This is a genomic window from Poseidonibacter parvus, from assembly GCF_001956695.1.
Taxonomy (GTDB): Bacteria; Campylobacterota; Campylobacteria; order Campylobacterales; family Arcobacteraceae; genus Poseidonibacter; species Poseidonibacter parvus.
The window spans coordinates 1,463,261-1,484,935 of the sequence record NZ_CP019070.1 but is presented as its reverse complement, the minus strand read 5'-3'; the positions used below and the strand labels follow the sequence as shown (position 1 = coordinate 1,484,935).

Annotated in this window: 21 protein-coding genes and 4 tRNA genes; 20 read left to right on the top strand and 5 right to left on the bottom strand. The window is 28.2% G+C overall.

The genetic code is table 11. The features are described from left to right. Window positions 1-3 precede the first annotated feature (3 nt). Genes bamA through LPB137_RS07360 form a run of 6 tightly spaced genes read left to right on the top strand, consistent with a single transcriptional unit; the run spans window position 4 to window position 7,767 of the window. The gene (bamA, locus tag LPB137_RS07385; RefSeq protein ID WP_228144648.1) at window positions 4-2,244 is read left to right on the top strand and encodes an outer membrane protein assembly factor BamA; all 2,241 of its coding nucleotides are present in this window, start codon (window positions 4-6) and stop codon (window positions 2,242-2,244) included. After that, a complete protein-coding gene (locus tag LPB137_RS07380; protein ID WP_076086451.1) occupies window positions 2,244-3,314 on the top strand; it encodes a dehypoxanthine futalosine cyclase in 1,071 nt (356 codons plus the stop codon). The genes bamA and LPB137_RS07380 overlap by 1 nt, the downstream gene beginning before the upstream one ends. Before the next feature lie 7 nt (window positions 3,315-3,321). Next, window positions 3,322-4,614 carry a M16 family metallopeptidase gene (locus tag LPB137_RS07375; protein ID WP_076086448.1) on the top strand — a complete coding sequence of 431 codons (1,293 nt, stop codon included), beginning with the start codon at window positions 3,322-3,324 and terminating at the stop codon, window positions 4,612-4,614. A 1-nt stretch (window position 4,615) separates the two neighbouring features. Further along, the gene (locus tag LPB137_RS07370) at window positions 4,616-5,836 is read left to right on the top strand and encodes a glutamate--tRNA ligase family protein (protein WP_076086445.1); all 1,221 of its coding nucleotides are present in this window, start codon (window positions 4,616-4,618) and stop codon (window positions 5,834-5,836) included. Next, a complete protein-coding gene (locus LPB137_RS07365; protein WP_076086442.1) occupies window positions 5,833-6,105 on the top strand; it encodes a YggT family protein in 273 nt (90 codons plus the stop codon). Before LPB137_RS07370 ends, LPB137_RS07365 begins: the two co-directional genes overlap by 4 nt. A 9-nt stretch (window positions 6,106-6,114) precedes the next feature. After that, a complete protein-coding gene (locus LPB137_RS07360) occupies window positions 6,115-7,767 on the top strand; it encodes a lytic transglycosylase domain-containing protein (RefSeq protein ID WP_076086439.1) in 1,653 nt (550 codons plus the stop codon). On the opposite strand, the gene LPB137_RS07355 is transcribed toward LPB137_RS07360, so the two are convergent. Next, window positions 7,736-8,215 carry a hypothetical protein gene (locus LPB137_RS07355; protein WP_076086436.1) on the bottom strand — a complete coding sequence of 160 codons (480 nt, stop codon included), beginning with the start codon at window positions 8,213-8,215 and terminating at the stop codon, window positions 7,736-7,738. The genes LPB137_RS07360 and LPB137_RS07355 overlap by 32 nt on opposite strands. A 67-nt stretch (window positions 8,216-8,282) precedes the next feature. Between LPB137_RS07355 and mobB the strand changes: the two genes are divergently transcribed. Genes mobB through LPB137_RS07330 form a run of 5 tightly spaced genes read left to right on the top strand, consistent with a single transcriptional unit; the run spans window position 8,283 to window position 12,767 of the window. Beyond that, a complete protein-coding gene (gene mobB / locus LPB137_RS07350) occupies window positions 8,283-8,780 on the top strand; it encodes a molybdopterin-guanine dinucleotide biosynthesis protein B (protein ID WP_076089273.1) in 498 nt (165 codons plus the stop codon). A 2-nt stretch (window positions 8,781-8,782) separates the two neighbouring features. Continuing rightward, window positions 8,783-9,625 carry a class 1 fructose-bisphosphatase gene (locus LPB137_RS07345; RefSeq protein WP_076086433.1) on the top strand — a complete coding sequence of 281 codons (843 nt, stop codon included), beginning with the start codon at window positions 8,783-8,785 and terminating at the stop codon, window positions 9,623-9,625. Next, a complete protein-coding gene (locus tag LPB137_RS07340) occupies window positions 9,618-9,824 on the top strand; it encodes a hypothetical protein (RefSeq protein WP_076086430.1) in 207 nt (68 codons plus the stop codon). The genes LPB137_RS07345 and LPB137_RS07340 overlap by 8 nt, the downstream gene beginning before the upstream one ends. A 28-nt stretch (window positions 9,825-9,852) precedes the next feature. After that, window positions 9,853-11,808 carry a methionine--tRNA ligase gene (gene metG / locus LPB137_RS07335; protein ID WP_076086427.1) on the top strand — a complete coding sequence of 652 codons (1,956 nt, stop codon included), beginning with the start codon at window positions 9,853-9,855 and terminating at the stop codon, window positions 11,806-11,808. Next, window positions 11,808-12,767, top strand: a complete 960-nt coding sequence (locus LPB137_RS07330; protein ID WP_076086424.1) for a UDP-N-acetylmuramoyl-tripeptide--D-alanyl-D-alanine ligase — start codon at window positions 11,808-11,810, stop codon at window positions 12,765-12,767. The genes metG and LPB137_RS07330 overlap by 1 nt, the downstream gene beginning before the upstream one ends. A gap of 2 nt (window positions 12,768-12,769) precedes the next feature. Here the strand turns inward: LPB137_RS07330 and LPB137_RS07325 are convergent, their stop codons facing one another. After that, window positions 12,770-13,426, bottom strand: a complete 657-nt coding sequence (locus tag LPB137_RS07325) for a S24 family peptidase (RefSeq protein WP_076086421.1) — start codon at window positions 13,424-13,426, stop codon at window positions 12,770-12,772. Window positions 13,427-13,746: 320 nt separating this feature from the next. On the opposite strand from LPB137_RS07325, the gene LPB137_RS07320 reads away from it, so the two are divergent. The 5 genes from LPB137_RS07320 (at window position 13,747) to LPB137_RS07300 (ending at window position 19,338) form a co-directional block, all read left to right on the top strand. Next, window positions 13,747-13,989: an OadG family protein gene (locus LPB137_RS07320; protein WP_076086418.1), complete on the top strand. Its 243-nt coding sequence runs from the start codon at window positions 13,747-13,749 to the stop codon at window positions 13,987-13,989. Between the two features lie 5 nt (window positions 13,990-13,994). Then, window positions 13,995-15,815, top strand: a complete 1,821-nt coding sequence (locus LPB137_RS07315; protein WP_076086415.1) for a biotin/lipoyl-containing protein — start codon at window positions 13,995-13,997, stop codon at window positions 15,813-15,815. 18 nt (window positions 15,816-15,833) lie between these two features. Further along, on the top strand, window positions 15,834-17,156 hold the full coding sequence (locus LPB137_RS07310; RefSeq protein WP_076086412.1) for a sodium ion-translocating decarboxylase subunit beta: 1,323 nt from the start codon (window positions 15,834-15,836) through the stop codon (window positions 17,154-17,156). A gap of 27 nt (window positions 17,157-17,183) precedes the next feature. After that, window positions 17,184-18,764: a phosphoenolpyruvate carboxykinase (ATP) gene (gene pckA / locus LPB137_RS07305; protein WP_076086409.1), complete on the top strand. Its 1,581-nt coding sequence runs from the start codon at window positions 17,184-17,186 to the stop codon at window positions 18,762-18,764. 85 nt (window positions 18,765-18,849) lie between these two features. Continuing rightward, window positions 18,850-19,338 carry a hypothetical protein gene (locus LPB137_RS07300; protein ID WP_076086406.1) on the top strand — a complete coding sequence of 163 codons (489 nt, stop codon included), beginning with the start codon at window positions 18,850-18,852 and terminating at the stop codon, window positions 19,336-19,338. Window positions 19,339-19,362: 24 nt separating this feature from the next. Here LPB137_RS07300 and LPB137_RS07295 read toward each other — a convergent pair whose 3' ends face one another. Further along, window positions 19,363-20,394: a bifunctional 3,4-dihydroxy-2-butanone 4-phosphate synthase/GTP cyclohydrolase II gene (locus LPB137_RS07295; protein WP_076086404.1), complete on the bottom strand. Its 1,032-nt coding sequence runs from the start codon at window positions 20,392-20,394 to the stop codon at window positions 19,363-19,365. A gap of 119 nt (window positions 20,395-20,513) precedes the next feature. On the opposite strand from LPB137_RS07295, the gene LPB137_RS07290 reads away from it, so the two are divergent. From LPB137_RS07290 to LPB137_RS07275, 4 genes are all read left to right on the top strand, one after another. Continuing rightward, window positions 20,514-20,588, top strand: a tRNA-Gln gene (locus tag LPB137_RS07290). 47 nt (window positions 20,589-20,635) lie between these two features. After that, a tRNA-Met gene (locus LPB137_RS07285) sits at window positions 20,636-20,712 on the top strand. 12 nt (window positions 20,713-20,724) lie between these two features. Further along, window positions 20,725-20,801: transfer RNA gene (locus LPB137_RS07280), tRNA-Met, on the top strand. Between the two features lie 36 nt (window positions 20,802-20,837). Beyond that, window positions 20,838-20,915: transfer RNA gene (locus LPB137_RS07275), tRNA-Thr, on the top strand. A 16-nt stretch (window positions 20,916-20,931) separates the two neighbouring features. Here the strand turns inward: LPB137_RS07275 and LPB137_RS07270 are convergent. Both LPB137_RS07270 and LPB137_RS07265 read right to left on the bottom strand, forming a co-directional pair. Further along, window positions 20,932-21,129, bottom strand: a complete 198-nt coding sequence (locus LPB137_RS07270) for a hypothetical protein (RefSeq protein ID WP_076086401.1) — start codon at window positions 21,127-21,129, stop codon at window positions 20,932-20,934. Window position 21,130: 1 nt separating this feature from the next. Further along, complete coding sequence (locus tag LPB137_RS07265; RefSeq protein ID WP_083657168.1) at window positions 21,131-21,472, bottom strand: hypothetical protein; 342 nt, start codon at window positions 21,470-21,472, stop codon at window positions 21,131-21,133. Between the last annotated feature and the right edge of the window lie 203 nt (window positions 21,473-21,675).

Here is a 21,675-nt window from a genome sequence, read left to right as displayed (position 1 = left end):
GTTGTGAAAAATCAAATAATGCTTTTTTCTTTAGCTTGTGCAACAGCACTATGCGCAGATACAATACAATCTATAGAATATAATAATTTAAATAAGATATCTTCTAAAATAGTAAATGAAACACTAGACATAAAAGTTGGTGATGAATTTAACAATGACAAAATAAATAATGCAATAAAAGAGTTTTATAAATTTGGCTATTTTGATGATATAGTTGCCATTAACGATAATGGAAAATTACAATTAAACTTTAAAGAAAAGCCTTCTATAGCTAATATAGATATACAAGGTTATAAATCAAGAACTGATGATATAGAATCATTAAAAACAATGATTAAACTTAAAAAAGGGTCAATGTATACTGAAAAAAGAGTAAAAGACGCAAAGAAGATTTTGCTAAATATGCTTGAAGAAGAAGGATATATTAACTCAGTAGTTGAAACTGAAATTGAAACATTAAATGAACACTCTTTAAAACTTACATTTAATGTAAATAAAGGTGATGAAATCATCATCAAAAAAGCTAACTATTATGGTTCAAACGAACTAGACCAAGATGATTTTGATAATGTTTCAGCAAACAAAGAAGTTGAATTTGCTTCATGGTGGTTTGGTCAAAATGATGGTGAAGTTAAAATTGATCAATTAAAATACGATGCAAGAAGAATTAATGAATTATATTTTGAAAAGGGTTATCTTGATGCACAAGTTAAAGAACCATTTTTAAATATTGATTTTGCTTCAAATCAAGCAAATTTAGACTTTTTTATTAAAGAAGGTACTAAATACTATACAAATGATATTAAAATTTATGTAGATTCAACAATAGTTGATCCTAAAGATATTTATCCAGAGTTAGACTTAATTATTGGAAATACTTTTAATATTAAAAAATTAAGAAAAGATCAAAACTATATTAAAACACAAGTTGCAAACAAAGGTTATGCTTTTGCACAAGTTAGATTTGATGTTAAAAAAGACACTGAAAACTCAAAAGTTGATGTTGTATTTAATGTAATTCCAGGTAAAAAAGTTTATATTAATGATGTTAAAATTTCTGGAAACTCTAGAACACTAGATAGAGTTATTAGACGAGATATTTATTTAGCTCCAGGAGAATTATTTAACCAAACTGATTTAAATGATTCAAAATCAAAATTAGGAAGATCTTCATATTTTGAAAAAGTAAACATTGAACAAAAAAGAGTATCAGAAGATAAAATTGATATTTTAGTAAATGTAGTTGAAGCAGCAACAGGAGCTTTAACTGTTGGTGGTGGATATGGTTCATATGATAAATTTATGGTTAATGGTTCTGTAAAAGATTCAAATATATTTGGTTCTGGTTTAAGTGTTGGACTAAGTGCTGATTTATCTGCTAATAAAAGTGATTTTACATTAAGTTTAAGTAATCCTGCTATTAATGATAGTAAGTACAGTGGAGATATTGAAGCACATAATAGTGAGAGTGAAATTAGTAGAAGTGTTTATGATTTAGATAAATCTACAAAAGGTTTTTCTGTTGGTGTTGGTCGAGAAATTGTAAGAAATTTAAGAGCTGGTATTAGATATAAATTAGATTTTATTAGTGAAGATTATGAGTATGATGATATATCTACTATTACTAATCCCTATACTGATACTGATTATATTTCTAGTTCTTTAGTTCCTTATATAAATTTTGATAATACAGATAATTATCAATTACCAAGAGAAGGTATGAAAATTGGAACTTCTTTACAATACGCAGGTGTTGGTGGAGATTCAAAATACTTAAAATCAACTTCATACTTTAAATATTTTAATAGTTTAAATGACTACGCAGAATTAGATTGGATTTTTAGATTTAGAACAAAAGTTAGTGTTTTAGTTGATAATGGACAAATTAATCAAGGTGATTCACTATATCTTGGTGGTACAAAAAGTTTAAGAGGATTCTCATCTTATGCGTTCCCTTCTAATGATACAGGTGAAGTTGGTAAACCATATAAAAATTTATGGGCAAACTCTTTAGAAATGAGTTTCCCTTTAATTCCAAATGCTAAAATGAGATGGGCATTGTTCTATGATTATGGAATGATTGGACAAGATGATTTTACGGAAATTCAAAGATCAAGTACTGGTGCTGTTTTAGAATGGATTTCTCCTTTAGGACCATTACAGCTTATCTTCGCTAAAGCTTTAGATGCAAAAGCTGATGATGATACATCATCATTTGAATTCTCACTAGGGAGTAGTTTCTAATGGTTAAAAAAATGGATTTATTAAATAGAAGAATAACAAATGAAGAAGCATTAGATTTAATTAAAAATGCTTCATTATTAGAATTAGGTGAACTTGCAAGTAAAAGAAAACTAGAACTTCATCCTGATAAAACTACATCTTTTATAGTTGATAGAAATATTAACTATACAAATGTATGTTGGGTTGATTGTAAATTCTGTGCTTTTTATAGACATGGACGAGATGATGATTCTTATGTACTTAAATTTGATGAAATTGATCAAAAGATTGATGAATTACTTGAAATTGGTGGAACGCAAATTTTATTTCAAGGTGGAGTTCACCCAAAACTTAAAATTGATTATTATGAAGAGTTAGTTTCTCATATTCATGAGAAGTATCCACAAATTACTATTCATGGTTTTTCTGCAATTGAAATTAAATATATTGCAAAAGTATCTAAAATCACTATTTTAGAAGTGCTAAAAAGATTACAAGCTAAAGGTTTAAGCTCAATTCCAGGTGCTGGTGCTGAAATTTTAAGTGATAGAGTAAGAGATATTATTGCTCCTAATAAAATGGATAGTAAAGATTGGATAAATGTTCATGAATTAGCACATTCTATTGGAATGAAAACAACTGCAACAATGATGTTTGGAACAGTTGAAACAGATGAAGAGATAATTGAACATTGGGAAATGCTAAGAGATTTACAAGATAAATCAGGTGGATTTAGAGCATTTATTATGTGGTCATTTCAAGGTGCTAATACGCAACTTTTAAAAGAAATACCAGATATTAAACCACAATCATCGAATAGATACTTACGATTATTAGCAGTTTCAAGACTTTACTTAGATAATTTTAAAAATATGCAAAGTTCTTGGGTGACTCAGGGCTCATATATTGGTCAATTAGCTTTAAATTTTGGAGCAAATGATTTAGGAAGTACTATGATGGAAGAGAATGTTGTTAAAGCAGCAGGAGCTTCAAATAGAATGAATCAAGAAGAAATGATTAGGCTTATAAAAGACATAGGTGAAAATCCTGCAAAAAGAAATACAGCCTATGAGATATTAGAGAGGTATTAATCCTTTTATGAAAAAATTAAAAAAATATATATTTGCATTAGTAATTTTACAAGGAAGTTTAATGAGTGCTACGATAAAGCATATAGAAACAAATGGAATAAAAATACCAGTAGTTTTTGAAAAACAAAAGAGTTTACCAACGTTAAATCTACAATTAGTTTTTCAAAACTCAGGTTATATTCAAGATAAAAATAAAAGTGGGTTAGCAAGTCTTTCTTCACAATTATTAAATGAAGGAACTAAAGAGTTAGGTTCAACAGGTTTTGCTCAAAAGCTAGAAGAGAATGCTATTTCTTTACACACTTCAAATGGATTTGAGACATTTGTAATTGAGTTATCAAACTTAAAAGATGTATCTAATAAATCAATACAGTTATTAACAAATTTAATCAAATCACCAAACTATAGTGAAGATACTTTAAATAAATTAAAAACATTAAAAATTGGTGCTTTAAAAAGAAAAGAGAATGATTTTGATTATACTGCTAAGAATTTATTAAAATCAGTGTTATTCAAAGATACTGCTTTACAAAACCCAAGTTCTGGTACAGTTGAGTCAATAGAGAAAATTAAACTTAAAGATATAAAGACCTTTATCAATGATACAATTAACCTAAATAATTTAATTATTGTTGCTGGTGGAGATTTTGATTACAAAGAGTTTAAAACTTTAATTACACCAGTTTTAGATGCATTAAAACCAGGTGTTAAAAGAGAATTAGAAGAGATTAAATTTAAATCAGAAAAACAAGAAGAAACTTTAATCAAAGAGACTGAACAAGCTTATATCTATTTTGGAAGTTCTTACAATGTTACAGCTAAAGATGAAAAAAGATATATTTCAAAAGTAGCATCATTTATTTTAGGTGGTTCTGGTTTTGGTTCAAGACTTATGGAAGAAATTAGAGTAAAAAGAGGACTTGCTTATAGTGCTTATGGCTCTGTTTCTATAAATAAATCTCATACTTTCTTTAGTGGGTATTTACAAACAAAAAATGAAAGTGCAAAAGAAGCACAAACTTTAGTAACACAAATTGTAAAAGATTTTGTAAAAAAAGGTGTTACTCAAGAAGAGTTAGATGCTGCTAAAAACTTTTTAACAGGTAGTGAACCTTTAAGAAATGAAGTATTATCTCAAAGACTAAATAAAGCTTTTACTCTTTATTATAGAGGTTTAGAGCAAAATTATCCTCAAAAAGAATTAGAATTAATTCAAGATTTAAAATTAGAAGATTTAAATAAATTTATTGCTTCTCATGAAGAAATAAACAATTTAACATTTGCAATAGTAAGGAAATAGTTTGTTAAGATTTGCACCAAGTTCTGTTGAAAGTATGAGCTTAAATAACCTTCGTTTAGCTATTTTAAACTATATAGTTGCAAAGCAGTTAAATGAAGATTTAGTTATAAGAATTGAAGATATAAATAAAAAGAAGAATATAGAAGGAAAAGATAATGAAATCTTAGAAATTTTATCTTTGTTTTCTATTGATTACTCAAGAGCTGTTCATCAAAGTGACTCTTTAAAATATCATCAAAAAATGGCAATGCAACTTTTAACACAAAAAAAAGCTTTTTCATGTTTTTGCGGCGATGAAAAACTTGAAGAATTAAAACAAGAAGCTATTAAAAACAATAAACCTTATAAATATGACGGTTTTTGTGAAACACTATCTGATGAAGCAGTTTTAGAAGTAAATGCTCCTTTTACAGTTAGAATTAAAAGCTTTGACAAAGATGTTGATTCTTTTATAATTTTAAATCATGATAAGTCACCTACATATAATTATGCATGCTCAATTGATGATATGCTAATGGATATTTCAACTGTTATTAGATCAAATGAACACGAAGAAGATACTGCAAAGCAAGTTCATATTAGAAACTTACTTTCTTATGATAAAGAAATAAACTATATTCATCTTCCAAAAGTTTCATCTAGTATTAACAGTTCTGTTAAGTATTTTATTGATGAAGGTTTTCTTCCTAGTGCGATTGCAAATTATTTAGTACTTTTAGGGAATGAAGTTCCTTCTGAGATATTTACACTTGAAGATGCTATTAAATGGTTTGATATTGAAAAGACTTCAAAAGAAGAACTATTATTTGATATTGAAAAATTAAAAGAAATTAATAAAAAACACATTGAATCAATGGATGAATTAAGATTATCAAAAATCTTAGGTTTCGCTGATTTAGATATTGGTAAATTAGCTAAGATTTATTTAAATGAAGTTAGCACTATTAAAGAATTAAAAAATAAAATTGATATAGTTTTTACTTCAAAAGACAAACTTGAAGGCTTTGAAGAAGAGTTTTTAGAAATAAAAGAGTGTATAAAAAAAGCACCATTTTTTGAAACTTTTGAAGATTTAGAAAAATATATTAAAGATAATACTTCTTTAGAAGATAAATCTTTATCAACACCATTAAGATATATTCTAACAGGACAAAAAGAAGGTCCTTTATTATCTGAAATATATCCTTTAATTAAAAACTATTTAGGAGAAATTGCAAAATGATAGATGCTTTTACTACTTCAGTTTTAACTGTTGTTTTAACAATTATATCTTTATATAAATGGGTTATTATCATATCAGCCCTATTGACATGGGTTAACCCAGACCCAAATAATCCAATTGTTCAAATGTTATATAGATTAACACAACCTGCTTATAATTTGGTACGAAAATATATTCCTACTGTTTTTGGTGGAATGGATTTAGCTCCAATAATACTTATTTTTGGATTAATGTTTTTAGAAATTTTCTTAAAAAACTTATTCTTTTAAAGTAAATTCTTGAAAAAAATTATAGCTTCATTATTTTGCGCTGTTTTAGTAAATGCAAGTGCAAATAATGAAGTTTTAAATATAACTGATAAAAACTTCAAAGTTACTCTTGATTGGCTTGATGAAAAGCCAAAATCTTATGCAAAAGATTTTTTTATAATTCAATACTTAAAACAAAAAGATATTAGCCAAGAAAATGCACAAAATGCCTATGATATGGCTAAATCAAAAAGTGGACGAGTAAAAAAAGCTTTTAATAAAAAGTTTTCGACAATACCAAATAAAGATCTTAAATGTTATAGAGCTAATGCAAAAGAATTATTAAAAGAAGATTCAAGATGTATAGCACTTGGTTTAAGTATTTTTGATGCAACTAAAATGTCAAAAAACGATTTAAACTTTGCAATAGAAAAAATAGCTAAGTACCCTACTTTAAAAAATGATTTAAAAATAATTGCTTCGAATGATCCTTTTAATGAGTTGATTAATACAAATACAAACAGATTCTATAGATTATTTTTTGATACTAGAAAAAATTATCGTCAAAATATAATAGACCATATAATTCCTAATACATTTATTGATAAGATATCAAAAGAAAAAAACTTTAATAAATTTATTTCCTATGCAGTTCATCGAGATGAATTAAACAATTTACAAAAATCATTATTTAATGTTAAAAACAATTCTCTACTTACACATCAAACATTTTTTTCATTAGCTTTAAATGCTATCAATCATAAACAAGAAGAAGCAGCATTAAATTATTTACAAATAGCTTACAAAAAAGCATATTTTCAATCAACAAAAGATAAAACACTTTTTTGGATATATTTATTAACTCAAAACAAATCTTTTTTACATGAAGTTTCAAATAGTTGGGATAATAATATTTACTCACTATACGTAAAAGAACTTTTAAATGTTGATATAAATAATATATACTACGATATTGATATTCCAAATACAAAAACATCATATAATACTTTAGATCAATTTGAATGGATAAAAGTTGAAGCTGATACAAAAAAGAATCTTGATGATAAGAAATTAGAAAAGTATAGTAATTTATTTACTGATTCTTCCACTTTACCTCACTATGCCTATGTTTTAGAAAGACATTCAAGATACAAAAAACAATATTTTATAAAGCCATTTAGAGATGTAATGAAAAACTATGATATTAATAGACAGGTTTTAATGTATGCAATTGGAAGACAAGAAAGTAGGTTTATTTCTTCAGCTGTTTCCTTTGCAACTGCACAAGGTGTAATGCAAATTATGCCTTTTTTATCTAAAGCATTAGCAAAGCAGTTAAATGAACCATATAATATTTATGAACAGTTTTTACCAGAAGTAAATCTAAGATATGCAAATAAACATTTAAATTCTTTAAGTAAACAGTTTAATAACAATCCATTATTTATTGCTTATGCATATAATGGAGGTCCAGGATACACAAGAAAACAGTTTAAACGTGGACTATTTAAAGAAAAAAATAGGTTTGAGCCATTTATGAGTATGGAACAAATTTCTTATGATGAAACTAGAAAATATGGTAGAAAAGTTTTAACAAACTATTATGTATATAATAATCATTTAAATAAAGAAAATAAACTTAGTTTATCCTCTATTTTACAAACTTTAGTTCTGCCGAATTAGCACTATTATTTGATAAGGTAAAAATTAATTCTTCAATATTTTTATCTTTTTCAAATTTTACTAAGTAATATTTACCCCAAGTATTTTTAGATAAAATATCTTTATATAATTTATTATCTTTAGAAATCTCTTCTATAGATAGTGGTGTTTTTTTATTTAATGAAAAACTATAATTATTATCACCAATATCTTGTGATAAAGCATCAGTAAAATATGTTGATGTTAGAAATGATTCATAATTAGTATCAAACTCTTTAATATCTGTACTATTTAAATAAGTTACCCATAAAAGTACTTTTTGTTCTTTATTGATTATTACATCAGCTTTTTTTGTATATTGCATAGCTTTAGCTTCAATTTCTTCTTTTTCAAAATGCTTAAGTGCACTTGTAGATGAACATCCAATAAATATAGTTGATAATATTGATAAAAATAAAGTTTTGTACATTGTTTCTCCCAACTTTGAAGCTGATATTTTACAATACTTTAACCATCATTTAGATAAAATCCATTTTATGAATAAAAAAAGATTAGTGGTGGCTTTCTCAGGACCATCAAATAGTGGAAAAACTACTGCAATTGTTAAAGTTTCAAATATTCTACAAGATAAGGGTTTTAAAGTTTGTATTATTAAACATGATCCAAAAGATAAAGCTATGTTTGATAGAGTTGGAAAAGATTCATATAAATTTGGAGAAACAGGTGCAGATGTTGCAGTTGTAAGTCCTAATAAAACTACTTTACTAAAAAAAGAGACTTCTAGTATTGAAGAAATGATAGCTTTATTTAATGATTTTGATTACTTATTAGTTGAAGGATTAAAAACATTGGATTTACCTAGAATCTCTATTTTTAGAAATAATTTAGATGAAACTTATTTTAAAGTTACAAATGCAATTGCAAGTGATGATACGATAAATGACGATGATATACCATCATCAATTGATAAAATTGATTTAAACTCTCCAGAAGATATGATTATCTGGATTGATAAAAACGCGAAAAGAGTATAAAAATGCAAGATATAATCAAAGCCATAGAAGAAGCAAGTATTAAGATTAAAGAGTTAATTGAAACAGGTGACACTGGTAAAAGTGAACAAGAAAATTCAACTGGTGATACTCAGTTAAAACTTGATATTGCAAGTGATGTTATTATCGAAGATATTTTCAAAACAATTCCAAGTATAAAAGCAATTGTAAGTGAAGAACAAGAAGAAATTGTATCTTTAAATGAAGATGGCGAATATTTAATTGCTTATGATCCTTTAGATGGTTCATCACTAGTTGATGTAAATTTATCTGTTGGTTCTATTTATGGAATTTATAAAGGTGGTTTTGATGCAAAAAGTATCATTGCCTCTGTATATGTTGTATTTGGTCCACGTGTAGAAATGGTAGTTGCTATTGATGATGTTAAAATGTATAGACTAAAAAAGGGTAAATTTGAATTTATTCAAAATATCGTTTTAGAGGAAAAAGGAAAGCTTAATGCACCTGGCTCTACTCAAAATTGTTGGGCACCTTATCATAAAGAATTAATTGATGATATTTTTAATGATGGCTATAGATTAAGATATTCAGGTGGTATGGTTCCTGATTTACACCAAATCTTATTAAAAGGTGGTGGATTGTTTTCTTATCCAGGTACAACTGATAGACCAAAAGGTAAATTAAGACAACTATTTGAAGTATTTCCTTTTGCATATACTTATGAAAAAGCAAATGGGCAAGCAGTTGATGGATTTAAAAGAGCTTTAGAAGTTGAAACAACTCATATTCATGATACAACTCCTTGTTTCTTTGGATCAAACACTGAAATAAATAGAGTATTAGAAGTTTATAAAAAGAATGGATAATAAAGACGAATTAGTAATTGATGAGTGGGAAATTAAACTTGATCAAAAACTAGTTGAATTAAAAGAGTGTCAAGTAAAAGAATCTTTAGAATCATGTACTCCATGTGATAAGTTTTTTGATTGTGACTTAAGAAATAAATATGTACTAGCTGTCTACGCCTCTATGAATAAAGGCTCAGGCGGTGGGTTTGAATTTTAATATTATAATTTATAAAAGAGGTAAATAAATGGAAGAATCTTGTAAAAATGTGTATATCACTACACCAATATATTATGTAAATGATGTTGCACACATAGGACACGCTTATACAACAATTATAGCTGATATGCTAGCTAGATATTCAAGATTAACTGGTGCAAATACATATTTTCTTACAGGAACTGATGAGCATGGTCAAAAAATCGCTCAAAGTGCTGAACAAAGAGGAAAAACTCCAAAAGAATATGCTGATGAAGTATCTGGAAAGTTTAAAACATTATGGGATGATTTTGATATTTCTTATGATAAATTTATTAGAACAACTGATGATGAGCATAAAATTGGTGTTCAACATGCATTTCAAAAAATGTTTGATAAAGGTGATATTTACAAAGGTGACTATGAAGGTTATTACTGTGTATCATGTGAGACATTCTTTACTCAAAAGCAGTTAGTTGATGAGCAGTTTTGTCCTGATTGTGGAAAGCCTACAAATATTGTAAAAGAAGAAAGTTTCTTTTTTAAATTATCAGCTTATGAAGACAAATTAATCAAATGGTATGAAGAAAATGATGATTGTATCTTGCCAAGATCTAAGAAAAATGAAGTAATAAACTTCGTTAAAGGTGGATTAAGAGATTTATCAATTTCAAGAACTTCATTTGATTGGGGTGTTAAACTTCCTGAATCTATGAATGAACCAAAACACGTTATGTACGTTTGGCTTGATGCACTTATGAACTATATCACAGCACTTGGTTATGGAAGTGACGAAAAAAATATGAATCAATGGCCTGCAAATGTTCATTTAGTAGGAAAAGATATTTTAAGATTCCATGCTATTTATTGGCCAGCTTTTTTAATGTCATTAGATTTACCTCTTCCAAAGCATATTGCAGCACATGGATGGTGGACAAGAGATGGTGAAAAAATGTCTAAATCAAAAGGAAATGTTGTTGATCCAAAACTTGTAGCTGATGCTTATGGTTTAGATGCATTTAGATACTTTATGATTAGAGAAGTTCCTTTTGGACAAGATGGAGATTTTTCACAAAAAGCTTTAATGGATAGAATTAATTCAGATCTAGGAAATGACTTAGGAAACTTATTAAATAGAATTTCTGGTATGAGTGGAAAATATTTTGATTCTAAAGTTACTTCTGTTGATGTAAAAAAATATCACCAAAAAGAGCTAGATGAAGTAGAAGAAATTTTAGATAAAGTTGAACTTTATTTATGGGATATGCAATTAAATAGATACCTTGAAGATATTTGGAAAGTATTAACAATTGCAAACAAAGCAATTGGTGATTACGAACCATGGGCTAAAATGAAAGAAGGTAAAACTAATGAAGCCATGGCTTTAGTAGCTTTAATTACAAATATAATGGCAAGAGTTTCACTTCTACTAGATTCAGTAATGCCTGAAAAAATTGGAAAAATCGCAACTTCAATTGGAATTACTATTGATAATGCAACTTATACTTCATTACTTAAAAATAAAGAGTTAATTGCAGATACTACTATTACAAAAGTTGAGCAATTATTCCCCCGAATTGAAGAAGTTCTTTTAGAGCAAGCAAAACCAGCTGTTGTTGAAAAAAATACAACAGAAGAAAAATCTTCAAAAAAAGATGAAGTTATAGAAGAAGATGATAACTTAATTACAATTGATAAATTTTTTGAAACATCTTTAAAGATTGGAACAATTGTTGAAGCAGAAGAAGTTCCAAAGTCTAAAAAACTTTTAAAACTGCAAGTTGATTTAGGTGAAGGAAGAAATAGACAAATCTTAGCAGGTATTAAAGAATTTTATTCTGCAGAAGATTTAGTAGGAACACAAGCATGTGTTGTTGCAAACTTAAAACCTGCAAAACTAATGGGAATGATTAGTGAAGGAATGCTAATGGCTGCCAAAGATGAAGATGGTTTATCATTAATTAGACCAGAATCAAGTAAAAAAATAGGTACAAAAATAAGTTAGTGCAAATAAACTCTATTCTAGATATTATTGATGGAAAACTTTTAAATTCTCCATCAATATCTTTTATATACTCTTTTAAAACTGATGTTAATAAAATAAAAGAAGGTGATCTTTTTATTGCTTCAAATTTGGATGATGTTCAAATAGCTGTACAAAGAGGTGCCTTTGCAATAATCACAGAAAGCTTCTATCCTATAATTGATAATGAAATTGCTTGGATAAAAGTAGATAATATTACTAATGCAATTGTAAAATTACTTAGATATAAACTTGCAACTTTTAACCTTCAAGCATATTTTTGTAATATTGTTAGTTTTAATTTATTGAAAGCTTTATCTTCTTACGAAAAGAATTTAAAGTTTATATCAAATAATTTTGATGAGTTATTATCCTCACTTGATGATATTAATGAAAATACTATTCTTATTTCAAAAGATATTGAACTATTAAATAAACTTTATCCTAATAATTGTGCTTTTGAAAAAGAAAAGTTTGAAATATCAAATTTAATTGAACATTCTCTTTTTGAAACTTCTTTTACATACAAAAACATATACTTTCAAAAAATTAAAATACCTTCTATTTATGTAGAAGATTTTATAAGAATTTATGATTTTTTAGATATTAGTGATTTTGATGATTCAAAATTGAAAAACTTTAATTTTTTTAAACCCACTTTTTTAGATAAAAATTTTAATATTGTAGAGTTTGGTAAAAGTGATAGATTTATTATAGTTCAAAATGAGCTCTCTTTAATTGAAAAAGAAGTTAATTATTTAGAAGAAAAGTTTTCTTACGCAAAAAAAATATATTTAAGTTCTCAAGATATAAAAAGTATTGAGAACTTAAAAGAAATTATAAAAAAACAATCTTTTAATGCTTTATTTATTACTGGATTCGAACTTGAACAAATACAGCAAGCCTTATTAAAAGAAGAGAAAGAGTTATCTCTTTTCTAATTTTAATACACTGAACCAAATGAACTTATAACTTTTCCAATAATTTTAATATCATTATTAGCTAAAACCTGTGAAGGGTAATCTTTATTATCAGAAATAATATCTAACTTACCATCTACTCTTTTTTGAATTCTTTTAACAAATAAACCATGAACTGTTGTAAATGCGTATATTCCATCTCTTGAACAGTCATTTTTTGTTTTATCCATAAATATTATATTATCATCATTTAATGTTGGTTCCATAGAATCCCCTACTACATTAATTGCATCAATATTTTTAAGATTTTCTTTCCCACCTAACATATTTACAAAATAAGCTGGAACTTCTAAAGATTCAAAGTCATCATCATTTTCATAAGCACCCCCACCTGCACTAACACTTACTTCAGGAAAATATTTAATCCAGTATTTATCAGTACTATCAACAAGAGAGCCTGGGTTTTGGTTGTAAAGTAACCAATTAATTGAAATCTTTTTCTTTGCACAAAAGTTTAAGATATTTGAGTATGGTATCTTTCCTCTATTTTTCATAGTGGCAAAATTAGCTTGTGAAAGTTCCAAAGATGTAGCAACATCTTTATCAAATATTTTTCCATTAACACCATCTGCACTTAATATGTCTTTTAATTTATCTATAATTTCACTTACAATTAGCATTTTTTCTTCCTTACATACTATTTACATAATTATATTACAATTTGCAATATTTTTCAATAGTTTTGAAAAAATATTATAAAATTTGAAATATTAAATACTAAAGGATACAAAATGGCAAGAAAAATTATTGAAACTAAAAATAACGTTATGGATTTTTTTCATAAAGTAGACACTTTAATTTACCAGTTTGGAGATAAAGTATTATAAAAAAACCAAATTTATAAATTTAATAAAAATCAAAGATACTTATAAATGTTACTAAAGCTAGTTTAATATATTATTACATTAATAATCACATTGTGGTAACCACGGAGACTGTTATGGAATTAAACTTAGTTACGGAAGCATTAAAATTTATGATGTTAGGAATGGGTGTTGTATTCTCATTTTTGATTATTATGATTTTTGTGCTTAAAGCTCAAGCTGCATTATTAACAAAATATTTTCCTGAAAAGAAAATAGAACCAGTTAAAAGGCCTACGCCTTCTGCTTCAGGTAATGAAACTGCGAAAGTAGCTGCAATTGTTGCAGCTGTTCAACATCATAAAAATCTAAAAGGTTAATATTAATGGCTAAAAAGTATATAGATGTCATGGATACTACATTTAGGGACGGATTCCAATCTGTCTTTGGAGGTAGAGTTTTAATGAATGACTTTTTTCCAGCTGTTGAAGCTGCGAAAGATGCAGGAATAACTCATTTTGAGTTTGGTGGTGGAGCTAGATTCCAATCTTTATTTTTCTACTTACAAGAAAATGCATTTGAAATGATGGACAAATTCAGAGAAATTGTTGGTCCAGATGCAAACTTACAAACACTAGCACGTGGTATTAATACAGTAATGTTAGATACAGGTTCTAGAGAATTAATTGACTTACACGCAAAAATGTTCGCAAAACATGGAACAACTACAATCAGAAACTTTGATGCTTTAAATGATGTACAAAACTTAGAATACTCTGCTGAGTGTATTAAGAAGTACGGATTAAATCATGAAGTAGTTGTTACTCTTATGGATTTACCTCCAGGATGTTCAGGTGCACATGATGTAGCTTTCTATGAAAAAACATTAAGACAAATTTTAGATAGCGGAATTCCTCATGATTCTATTTGTTTTAAAGATGCTTCAGGAACTTCATCTCCACAAAAAGTATATGAAACAATTCAAATGGCTAGAAATTTAGTTGGAAACGATACTCATATTAGATTACATACTCATGAAACAGCTGGTGTATCTGTTGCTGGTTACTTAGCCGCATTAGAAGCTGGTGCTGATGGTATTGATTTAGCAGCAAGTCCAGTTTCAGGTGGAACTTCACAACCAGATATTTTAACTATGTTACACGCTGTAAAAGGTAAAAACTTTGATTTAGGTGGTTTAGAAATTGAAAAAGTTCTGAAATATCAAGAAGTTTTAGCCGATCAATTAAAAGATTACTTTATTCCACCAGAAGCTACTCAAGTTTCTCCTTTAATTCCTTTCTCACCAATGCCAGGTGGTGCTTTAACAGCAAACACTCAAATGATGAGAGATAATGGAACTTTAGATAAATTCCCAGAAGTAATTAAAGCTATGCGAGAAGTTGTTGAAAAAGGTGGTTATGGTACTTCTGTAACTCCAGTATCACAATTTTATTGGCAACAAGCATATGCTAATGTTATGTTTGGACCATGGAAACAAATAGCTCCAGGTTATGGAAAAATGGTATTAGGATATTTTGGTAAAACTCCAGTAGCACCAAATGAAGAAATTGTAGCTCTTGCTGCTGAAAAACTAAAAATGGAACCAACTAAAGAAAATCCTTTAGATATTGCAGATAGAGATGAAAAGAAAAAAATATCTGTTTGGAAACAAAGATTAGAAATGGAAGGTATTGAAGCTAGTGAAGAAAACATTTTCATTGCTGCTGCTTGTGATGAAAAAGGTATCGCATTTTTAAAAGGTGAATCACCATTAAATATTAGAAAAAATGATTCTACATGTGAAAATGATAAAGAATGTAATTTAGGAGAAGGTAAAAATATGAGTAATGCAAATGGAAACTATACAGTTGTAGTAGATGGTCAAAAGTTTAATGTATCAATTGCTGAAGGAAATGCAGACATTCAAGTAACTCCTGTAGCTGCTTCAAGTGAAGCACCTGCTGCTGCAGCTCCTGCAGCTTCAAATGGTGAAGGTGTAGAAGTTCCTGCTGTTGTAAATGGTGCAGTTTGGAAGATCCTTGTAAAAGAAGGTGAAAAAGTTGAAAAAGATCAACAAATTATGATTTTAGAAGCTATGAAAATGGAAATTGATATTAATGCTCCAGCAGCAGGTACTATTAAACAAATTTTAGTTGGACCTAATGCAGCAGTTGAGGAAGGACAAACTTTAGCCATTATTGGTTAATAGTTTATTGGAGTAATAATGAAAAAAAGTTTATTTTTAATTTTATTTACCCTCTTTTGTGTATTCACAGTAAATTCTTTTGCAGCAACAGCACCTGTTGAAGTTGCAGGAGAGAAAAAAGAGTATGAATCAAAATCTATGTCTGGTTTAGTTGATTCATTTTACAGTACAACTGGGATAAAAGCGATTCTTAATCCTCAAGAAGGATTAAAAGGCCCTCATGGTGAAGAACTAACAAAGTTTGCACAAAGCTTTGGTAGAGTTATTATGATTATAATTTGTTTTGTTCTATTTTATTTAGCAATCAAAAAAGGTTTTGAGCCACTACTTTTGATACCTATTGGGTTTGGTGGAATTTTAGCCAATATTCCAATCGCTGAAATAGCTGGTGCTGATGGAATGCTTGGTATTATTTATAATATGGGTATAACAAATGGATTTTTCCCTCTTCTAATTTTTATGGGAGTTGGAGCTATGACTGACTTTGGTCCATTATTAGCAAATCCTAAAACTGCATTACTTGGTGGTGCAGCTCAATTTGGTATTTTTGGTTCATTAGTTGCAGCAGTATTATTATCACAATATGTGCCAGGTATCGAATTTACATTAGAACAAGCTGCTGCTATTTCTATTATTGGTGGAGCAGATGGTCCAACATCAATATTTATAGCCTCTGCATTAGCACCTGAATTATTAGGTGCGATTGCAGTTGCTGCTTATTCTTATATGGCTTTAGTTCCAGTTATTCAACCTCCAATTATGAGAATGTTTACATCTGTAGCTGAGCGAAAAATTAGAATGAAAACAGCAAGAAAAGTTTCAAAATTAGAGAAAATAGTATTTCCTTTAGTAGTAGTAATGTTAACTTTACTAATTTTACCAGATGCATCTCCACTTATTGGAGCTCTATGTTTAGGTAACTTTGCTAAGGAATCAGGAGTTGTTGATAGACTTTCTGATACAATGCAGAATTCATTGATTAATATAGTTACTATATTCTTAGGATTAGGAGTTGGTTCAAAGCTTGCAGCTGAACAATTCTTAGTTGCTGAAACTATGGGAATTATGGCAATTGGTCTTTTAGCATTCTCAGCAGGTACTGCTATGGGTGTTTTAATGGCAAAACTTATGAATTTATTAAGTTCAAAAGAAAATCAAATCAATCCTTTAATTGGAGCAGCTGGTGTATCAGCAGTTCCAATGGCAGCAAGGGTTGTAAGTAAAGAAGCTCAACAATATGATTCATCGAACATTTTATTAATGCATGCGATGGGTCCTAATGTTGCTGGGGTAATTGGTTCAGCCGTTGCAGCGGGTGTCCTTTTATCAATATTTAAATAAAAATTAATTAGTAGGAAGAATTAAATTATGTCTGAAATTAAAGACTCTTTAGGTTTAGAAAACGTTGGAATGGTTAAAAGAAATCTTGATGTAGATGCATTAATAGATTATGCAGTTGCAAATGAAGGTGCGAAAGTGTCTTCAACTGGTGCATTAATGATAGATACAGGTATTTTTACAGGTAGAAGTCCAAAAGATAAATTTTTTGTTAATCAAGATCCATCGAATAAATATATTGCTTGGGGTGATATAAATCAAAAGGTATCTAAAGAAGTTTATGAAGAATTATTAGTTACTTCAAAAAAACAATTAAGTAACAAAGATTTATTTGTTACTGATGTATATTGTGGTGCATCTTTAGATTCAAGAAAATCTGTAAGATTTATAACTGAAGTTGCTTGGCAAGCACATTTTATTCAAAATATGTTTATCATGCCTCAAACACAAGAAGAGATTGATAATTTTGTTCCAGACTTTACAATTTATAATTCTTGTAAAACTGTTGACATGGCTTATGCTAGTCACAATTTACATTCAGAAGTATATGTTGTATTTAATGTAGAAGATAATGTTGCAATCATTGGTGGTACTTGGTACGCTGGTGAGATGAAAAAAGGTGTTTTCTCAATGATGAATTACTGGCTTCCTTTAGAAGGTAAGCTTGCAATGCACTGTTCTGCTAATATTGGAGAAAATGGCGATACAGCTTTATTCTTTGGTTTATCAGGAACTGGAAAAACAACACTATCAACAGATCCTAAAAGAGCTTTAATTGGTGATGATGAACATGGTTGGGATGATCATGGAGTATTTAACTTTGAAGGTGGATGTTACGCAAAAGTAATTAATCTAGATTCAAGTTCAGAACCTGAAATCTTTGGTGCTATTAAAAAAGGTGCAATATTAGAAAATGTTGTATATGATGAAAATGGTGTTGTTGATTATTCAGATGGTTCTAAAACTGAGAATACAAGAGTTTCTTACCCTATAAATCATATTGAAAATCATACACCAGATATGATGGGTGGACATCCTACTAATATTATTTTCTTATGTGCTGATGCATTTGGTGTTTTACCGCCAGTTGCAAAACTTGATAAACAACAAGCTATGTATTACTTCTTAAGTGGTTATACTGCAAAAGTTGCAGGAACAGAGAGAGGAATTACTGAGCCAGTTGCTACATTCTCATCTTGTTTTGGTGAAGCATTCTTACCATTAAATCCAACAGTTTATGCAGAGTTATTAGGTCAAAAAATTGATAAGCACAATGTTAATGTTTACCTTGTAAATACAGGATGGACAGGTGGAGCTTATGGAGTTGGAACTAGAATGACTATTAAAAATACAAGAGCTTGTATTAATGGTATTTTAGATGGTTCTATTGAAAACTCTGAATTTGAAACATTACCTATTTTTAATCTTGCAATTCCTAAGACACTAAATGGTGTTGAAACTAAAGTATTAAATCCTAGAAATACTTGGGAAAGTAAAGCAGAATATGATGAAACTAAAAAGAAATTAGCTTCAATGTATATTGAAAACTTTAAAAAATACTTAACTTTAGAAAGTGAATATGATTTCACAGCTGCAGGACCAATTTTATAGAGTATAATTTTTTATAAAATTTAATGTTAAAAGGAGTGGATTAATTTTCACTCCTTTTTTTTATTACAAATTATAGGAGAAATTAATGAAAATATCTGAATTTTTAAATAATCTTAAAGTAAATGAGCAAGAAGTGGTACACTATTGTTGTAATCATTTATTATCAAAAAAATTTGATGTTGAAAATGATAGTTTAACACAAGATGAAATCAAAGAACTATTACTTGATTATGGTAATTTCAATAAATATTTAAATGATTCTGCTGGTACTATTTATAGAAAGTATGAGGCTGAATTAAATGATGTTTATAAGGCTATTTGTAAAACATTTAATGAAGAGTTTGATAATAAATCATTATTTGACTTTAGATTTGCTCGTATTATAAATCAAGAACCTAAACAATTCTTAGATATTGAAGATAAAGATACACAAGAAACTGTAATTGAAAAGTTTCAAGACAAGATAAATACGATATTAGAATCAAAATATTACAAAAATAATGAAAGTTCATTATCTAAAGAGATGGTGATTCCTCAAAGAACATTAGAATTAATTAAATCTGCTGTAAGTTAATAAAATTAAAATAAATAGAGTGTATTAACACTCTATTTGTATTTCTTCTAATATTTCTAAACCAAATCCATTTAAACCAACAAAGGAATGTTTTCCTCCACTTGTCATTAGTTTTAATTGTTTAACATTAAGAGTGCTTAATATTTGAGCCCCTATTCCATAATCTTTTTGAGATTCTTTTGATGTTTGATCATCACTTAAAAATATTAGAATTCCACCTTTTGATTGTAAGAAATTTATTGTTTTAAGCATTGAATGTAATTTTTCATCATTTAGAAAAAGTTTTATATCAGGAATTACTGTATGAAATTTAACATGACTAACTTCACTTATATCTCCAAATAATATAGCTGTATGAATACTTCCTAAATGATCTTTGAATTCTTTTTTAATTGTATTAGTACCAAAAAATTGTATATCACAACTTGAAACTTCTTCAACAAGTTTTTCATGTGATAATCTGTATTCAACTAAATCAGAAATATAAATTTGTTTCATATCATGCTTATTGGCAAAAATATCTAAATCATCTCGTCTTGCCATTGTTCCATCTTCTTTCATGATTTCACAAATAACAGCTTCTCCATTTAATCCTGCTAATTTACATAAATCAACACTTCCTTCTGTATGTCCAGTTCGTACTAATACTCCACCATCTTTTGCAATTAATGGAAATATATGTCCTGGACGAGCTAATTGAATTGCATTTGAAATAGGATTAGCAAGAATTTTAATAGTGTCATCTCTTTCCCCTGCACTAATACCTGTTAAAGCATCAACAGCATCAACTGAAACTGTAAAAGCAGTTTCATAAGATGAAGTATTAGAGTTTACCATAGGATTTAATTCTAATTTATTAGCAGTTTCTTTTGTAACTGAAACACAAATTAAACCTTTTGCATGTGTTGCCATAAAATTTACTTTTTCTGGTGTGCTTAGTGCTGCAGCATAAACTAGGTCACCTTCATTTTCTCTATCTTCATCATCAAGCATAATAACCATATTACCTTTTTGAATTTCTAAAATAGCTTCTTTTACTCTTTGTATTGCATTCATTTTTATTCTCTTTATATAGTATTTGATATTTTTGTTATTATATCAAAAATATTAAAATTTAATCTAAAAGCTATTGACAATAGTATACTTTTTTACTATAATTTCGTCACTTAAACGATTGGGGTATCGCCAAGTGGTAAGGCAACGGCTTTTGGTGCCGTCATTCGAAGGTTCGAATCCTTCTACCCCATCCATTTAAGAGTTTATTTTTTTGATTATTTAATCATTAAAATTTATAGGTCGCGGAATAGAGCAGCACGGTAGCTCGTCGGGCTCATAACCCGAAGGTCACTGGTTCAAATCCAGTTTCCGCAACCAAATTAGCCATAAGTCAAGGTAGCTCAGCTGGCTAGAGCGCTGGTCTCATAAGCCGGAGGTCGAGAGTTCAAGTCTCTCTCTTGACACCATTCTTAAACTTTTTAAGAATTTATAATAACACTGTTGCTGGTGTAGCTCAGCTTGGCTAGAGCAGCTGATTTGTAATCAGCAGGTCGGGGGTTCAAGTCCCTTCACCAGCTCCATTTATTAAATTTATTACTACTTAGCAATTTCATCAATTTTTTCTTTTGTTCCATTATATGCATCAGATGATACATCTTTAGTTGTTTCCCAACCTTTTGATGATAAGTCTTTTATCACTTGCCATGCAGTTGAAGTATCCTGCTTTATACCTGTCCATGTAGCACATGAAGTAAAAAAGAAAGAGCATAGAATTAAGAAAATATACTTTTTCATATTATTGACCTGGGTTTTCAAAAAAAACATAAGTTGAATAATCAGAAACTTCAAAATAAACTTTCTTTTCATTACTATCTTGCTTAAAATTTAAATTTTCATCTAAAAATCCATATCCATATCTGTAATTTCTAGAATCTTTTCCGTCAGTAGAAATTGCAGTAGAAAGTTTATCTATTTTTATAAATCTTTTTACAAGTTTTTCACCCGCATATATTTCAATTACACCATTTACACCTGTCCAGTTTTGTAAATATCTATTTATTTTATTTTGTTTTTCTTCACAACCATTTATAAATAATGCTGCTGATATTAAAGATATAGTTAATAAACTTTTTTTCACTATTCTTATCCTTTTTTCTATTTATTTATTCTTAGATTTTACAACAAAAGTACTTCAAATAATATATAAAACTTGTAAATGTTATTTTTATAGTATTTTTATTATTATTTATACACGATAGCTTTATTAAAGCATTTAAAAGAATAAAATAAAATTATATTTTTAATAATAATACTATTTTGATACTTTTTAACTATACAATG

What these genes read in the sequence shown, in the direction of transcription:
- LPB137_RS07325 (WP_076086421.1), bottom strand. Translation starts at nt 13,426, where the DNA reads ATGCTAATTGTAAGTGAAATTATAGATAAATTAAAAGACATATTAAGT.
- LPB137_RS07310 (WP_076086412.1), top strand. Translation starts at nt 15,834, where the DNA reads ATGAAAAAAAGTTTATTTTTAATTTTATTTACCCTCTTTTGTGTATTC.
- LPB137_RS07320 (WP_076086418.1), top strand. Translation starts at nt 13,747, where the DNA reads ATGGAATTAAACTTAGTTACGGAAGCATTAAAATTTATGATGTTAGGA.
- LPB137_RS07340 (WP_076086430.1), top strand. Translation starts at nt 9,618, where the DNA reads ATGGATAATAAAGACGAATTAGTAATTGATGAGTGGGAAATTAAACTT.
- LPB137_RS07375 (WP_076086448.1), top strand. Translation starts at nt 3,322, where the DNA reads ATGAAAAAATTAAAAAAATATATATTTGCATTAGTAATTTTACAAGGA.
- LPB137_RS07345 (WP_076086433.1), top strand. Translation starts at nt 8,783, where the DNA reads ATGCAAGATATAATCAAAGCCATAGAAGAAGCAAGTATTAAGATTAAA.
- LPB137_RS07315 (WP_076086415.1), top strand. Translation starts at nt 13,995, where the DNA reads ATGGCTAAAAAGTATATAGATGTCATGGATACTACATTTAGGGACGGA.
- LPB137_RS07300 (WP_076086406.1), top strand. Translation starts at nt 18,850, where the DNA reads ATGAAAATATCTGAATTTTTAAATAATCTTAAAGTAAATGAGCAAGAA.
- pckA (WP_076086409.1), top strand. Translation starts at nt 17,184, where the DNA reads ATGTCTGAAATTAAAGACTCTTTAGGTTTAGAAAACGTTGGAATGGTT.
- metG (WP_076086427.1), top strand. Translation starts at nt 9,853, where the DNA reads ATGGAAGAATCTTGTAAAAATGTGTATATCACTACACCAATATATTAT.
- LPB137_RS07365 (WP_076086442.1), top strand. Translation starts at nt 5,833, where the DNA reads ATGATAGATGCTTTTACTACTTCAGTTTTAACTGTTGTTTTAACAATT.
- LPB137_RS07270 (WP_076086401.1), bottom strand. Translation starts at nt 21,129, where the DNA reads ATGAAAAAGTATATTTTCTTAATTCTATGCTCTTTCTTTTTTACTTCA.
- LPB137_RS07355 (WP_076086436.1), bottom strand. Translation starts at nt 8,215, where the DNA reads ATGTACAAAACTTTATTTTTATCAATATTATCAACTATATTTATTGGA.
- LPB137_RS07380 (WP_076086451.1), top strand. Translation starts at nt 2,244, where the DNA reads ATGGTTAAAAAAATGGATTTATTAAATAGAAGAATAACAAATGAAGAA.
- LPB137_RS07295 (WP_076086404.1), bottom strand. Translation starts at nt 20,394, where the DNA reads ATGAATGCAATACAAAGAGTAAAAGAAGCTATTTTAGAAATTCAAAAA.
- mobB (WP_076089273.1), top strand. Translation starts at nt 8,283, where the DNA reads ATGAATAAAAAAAGATTAGTGGTGGCTTTCTCAGGACCATCAAATAGT.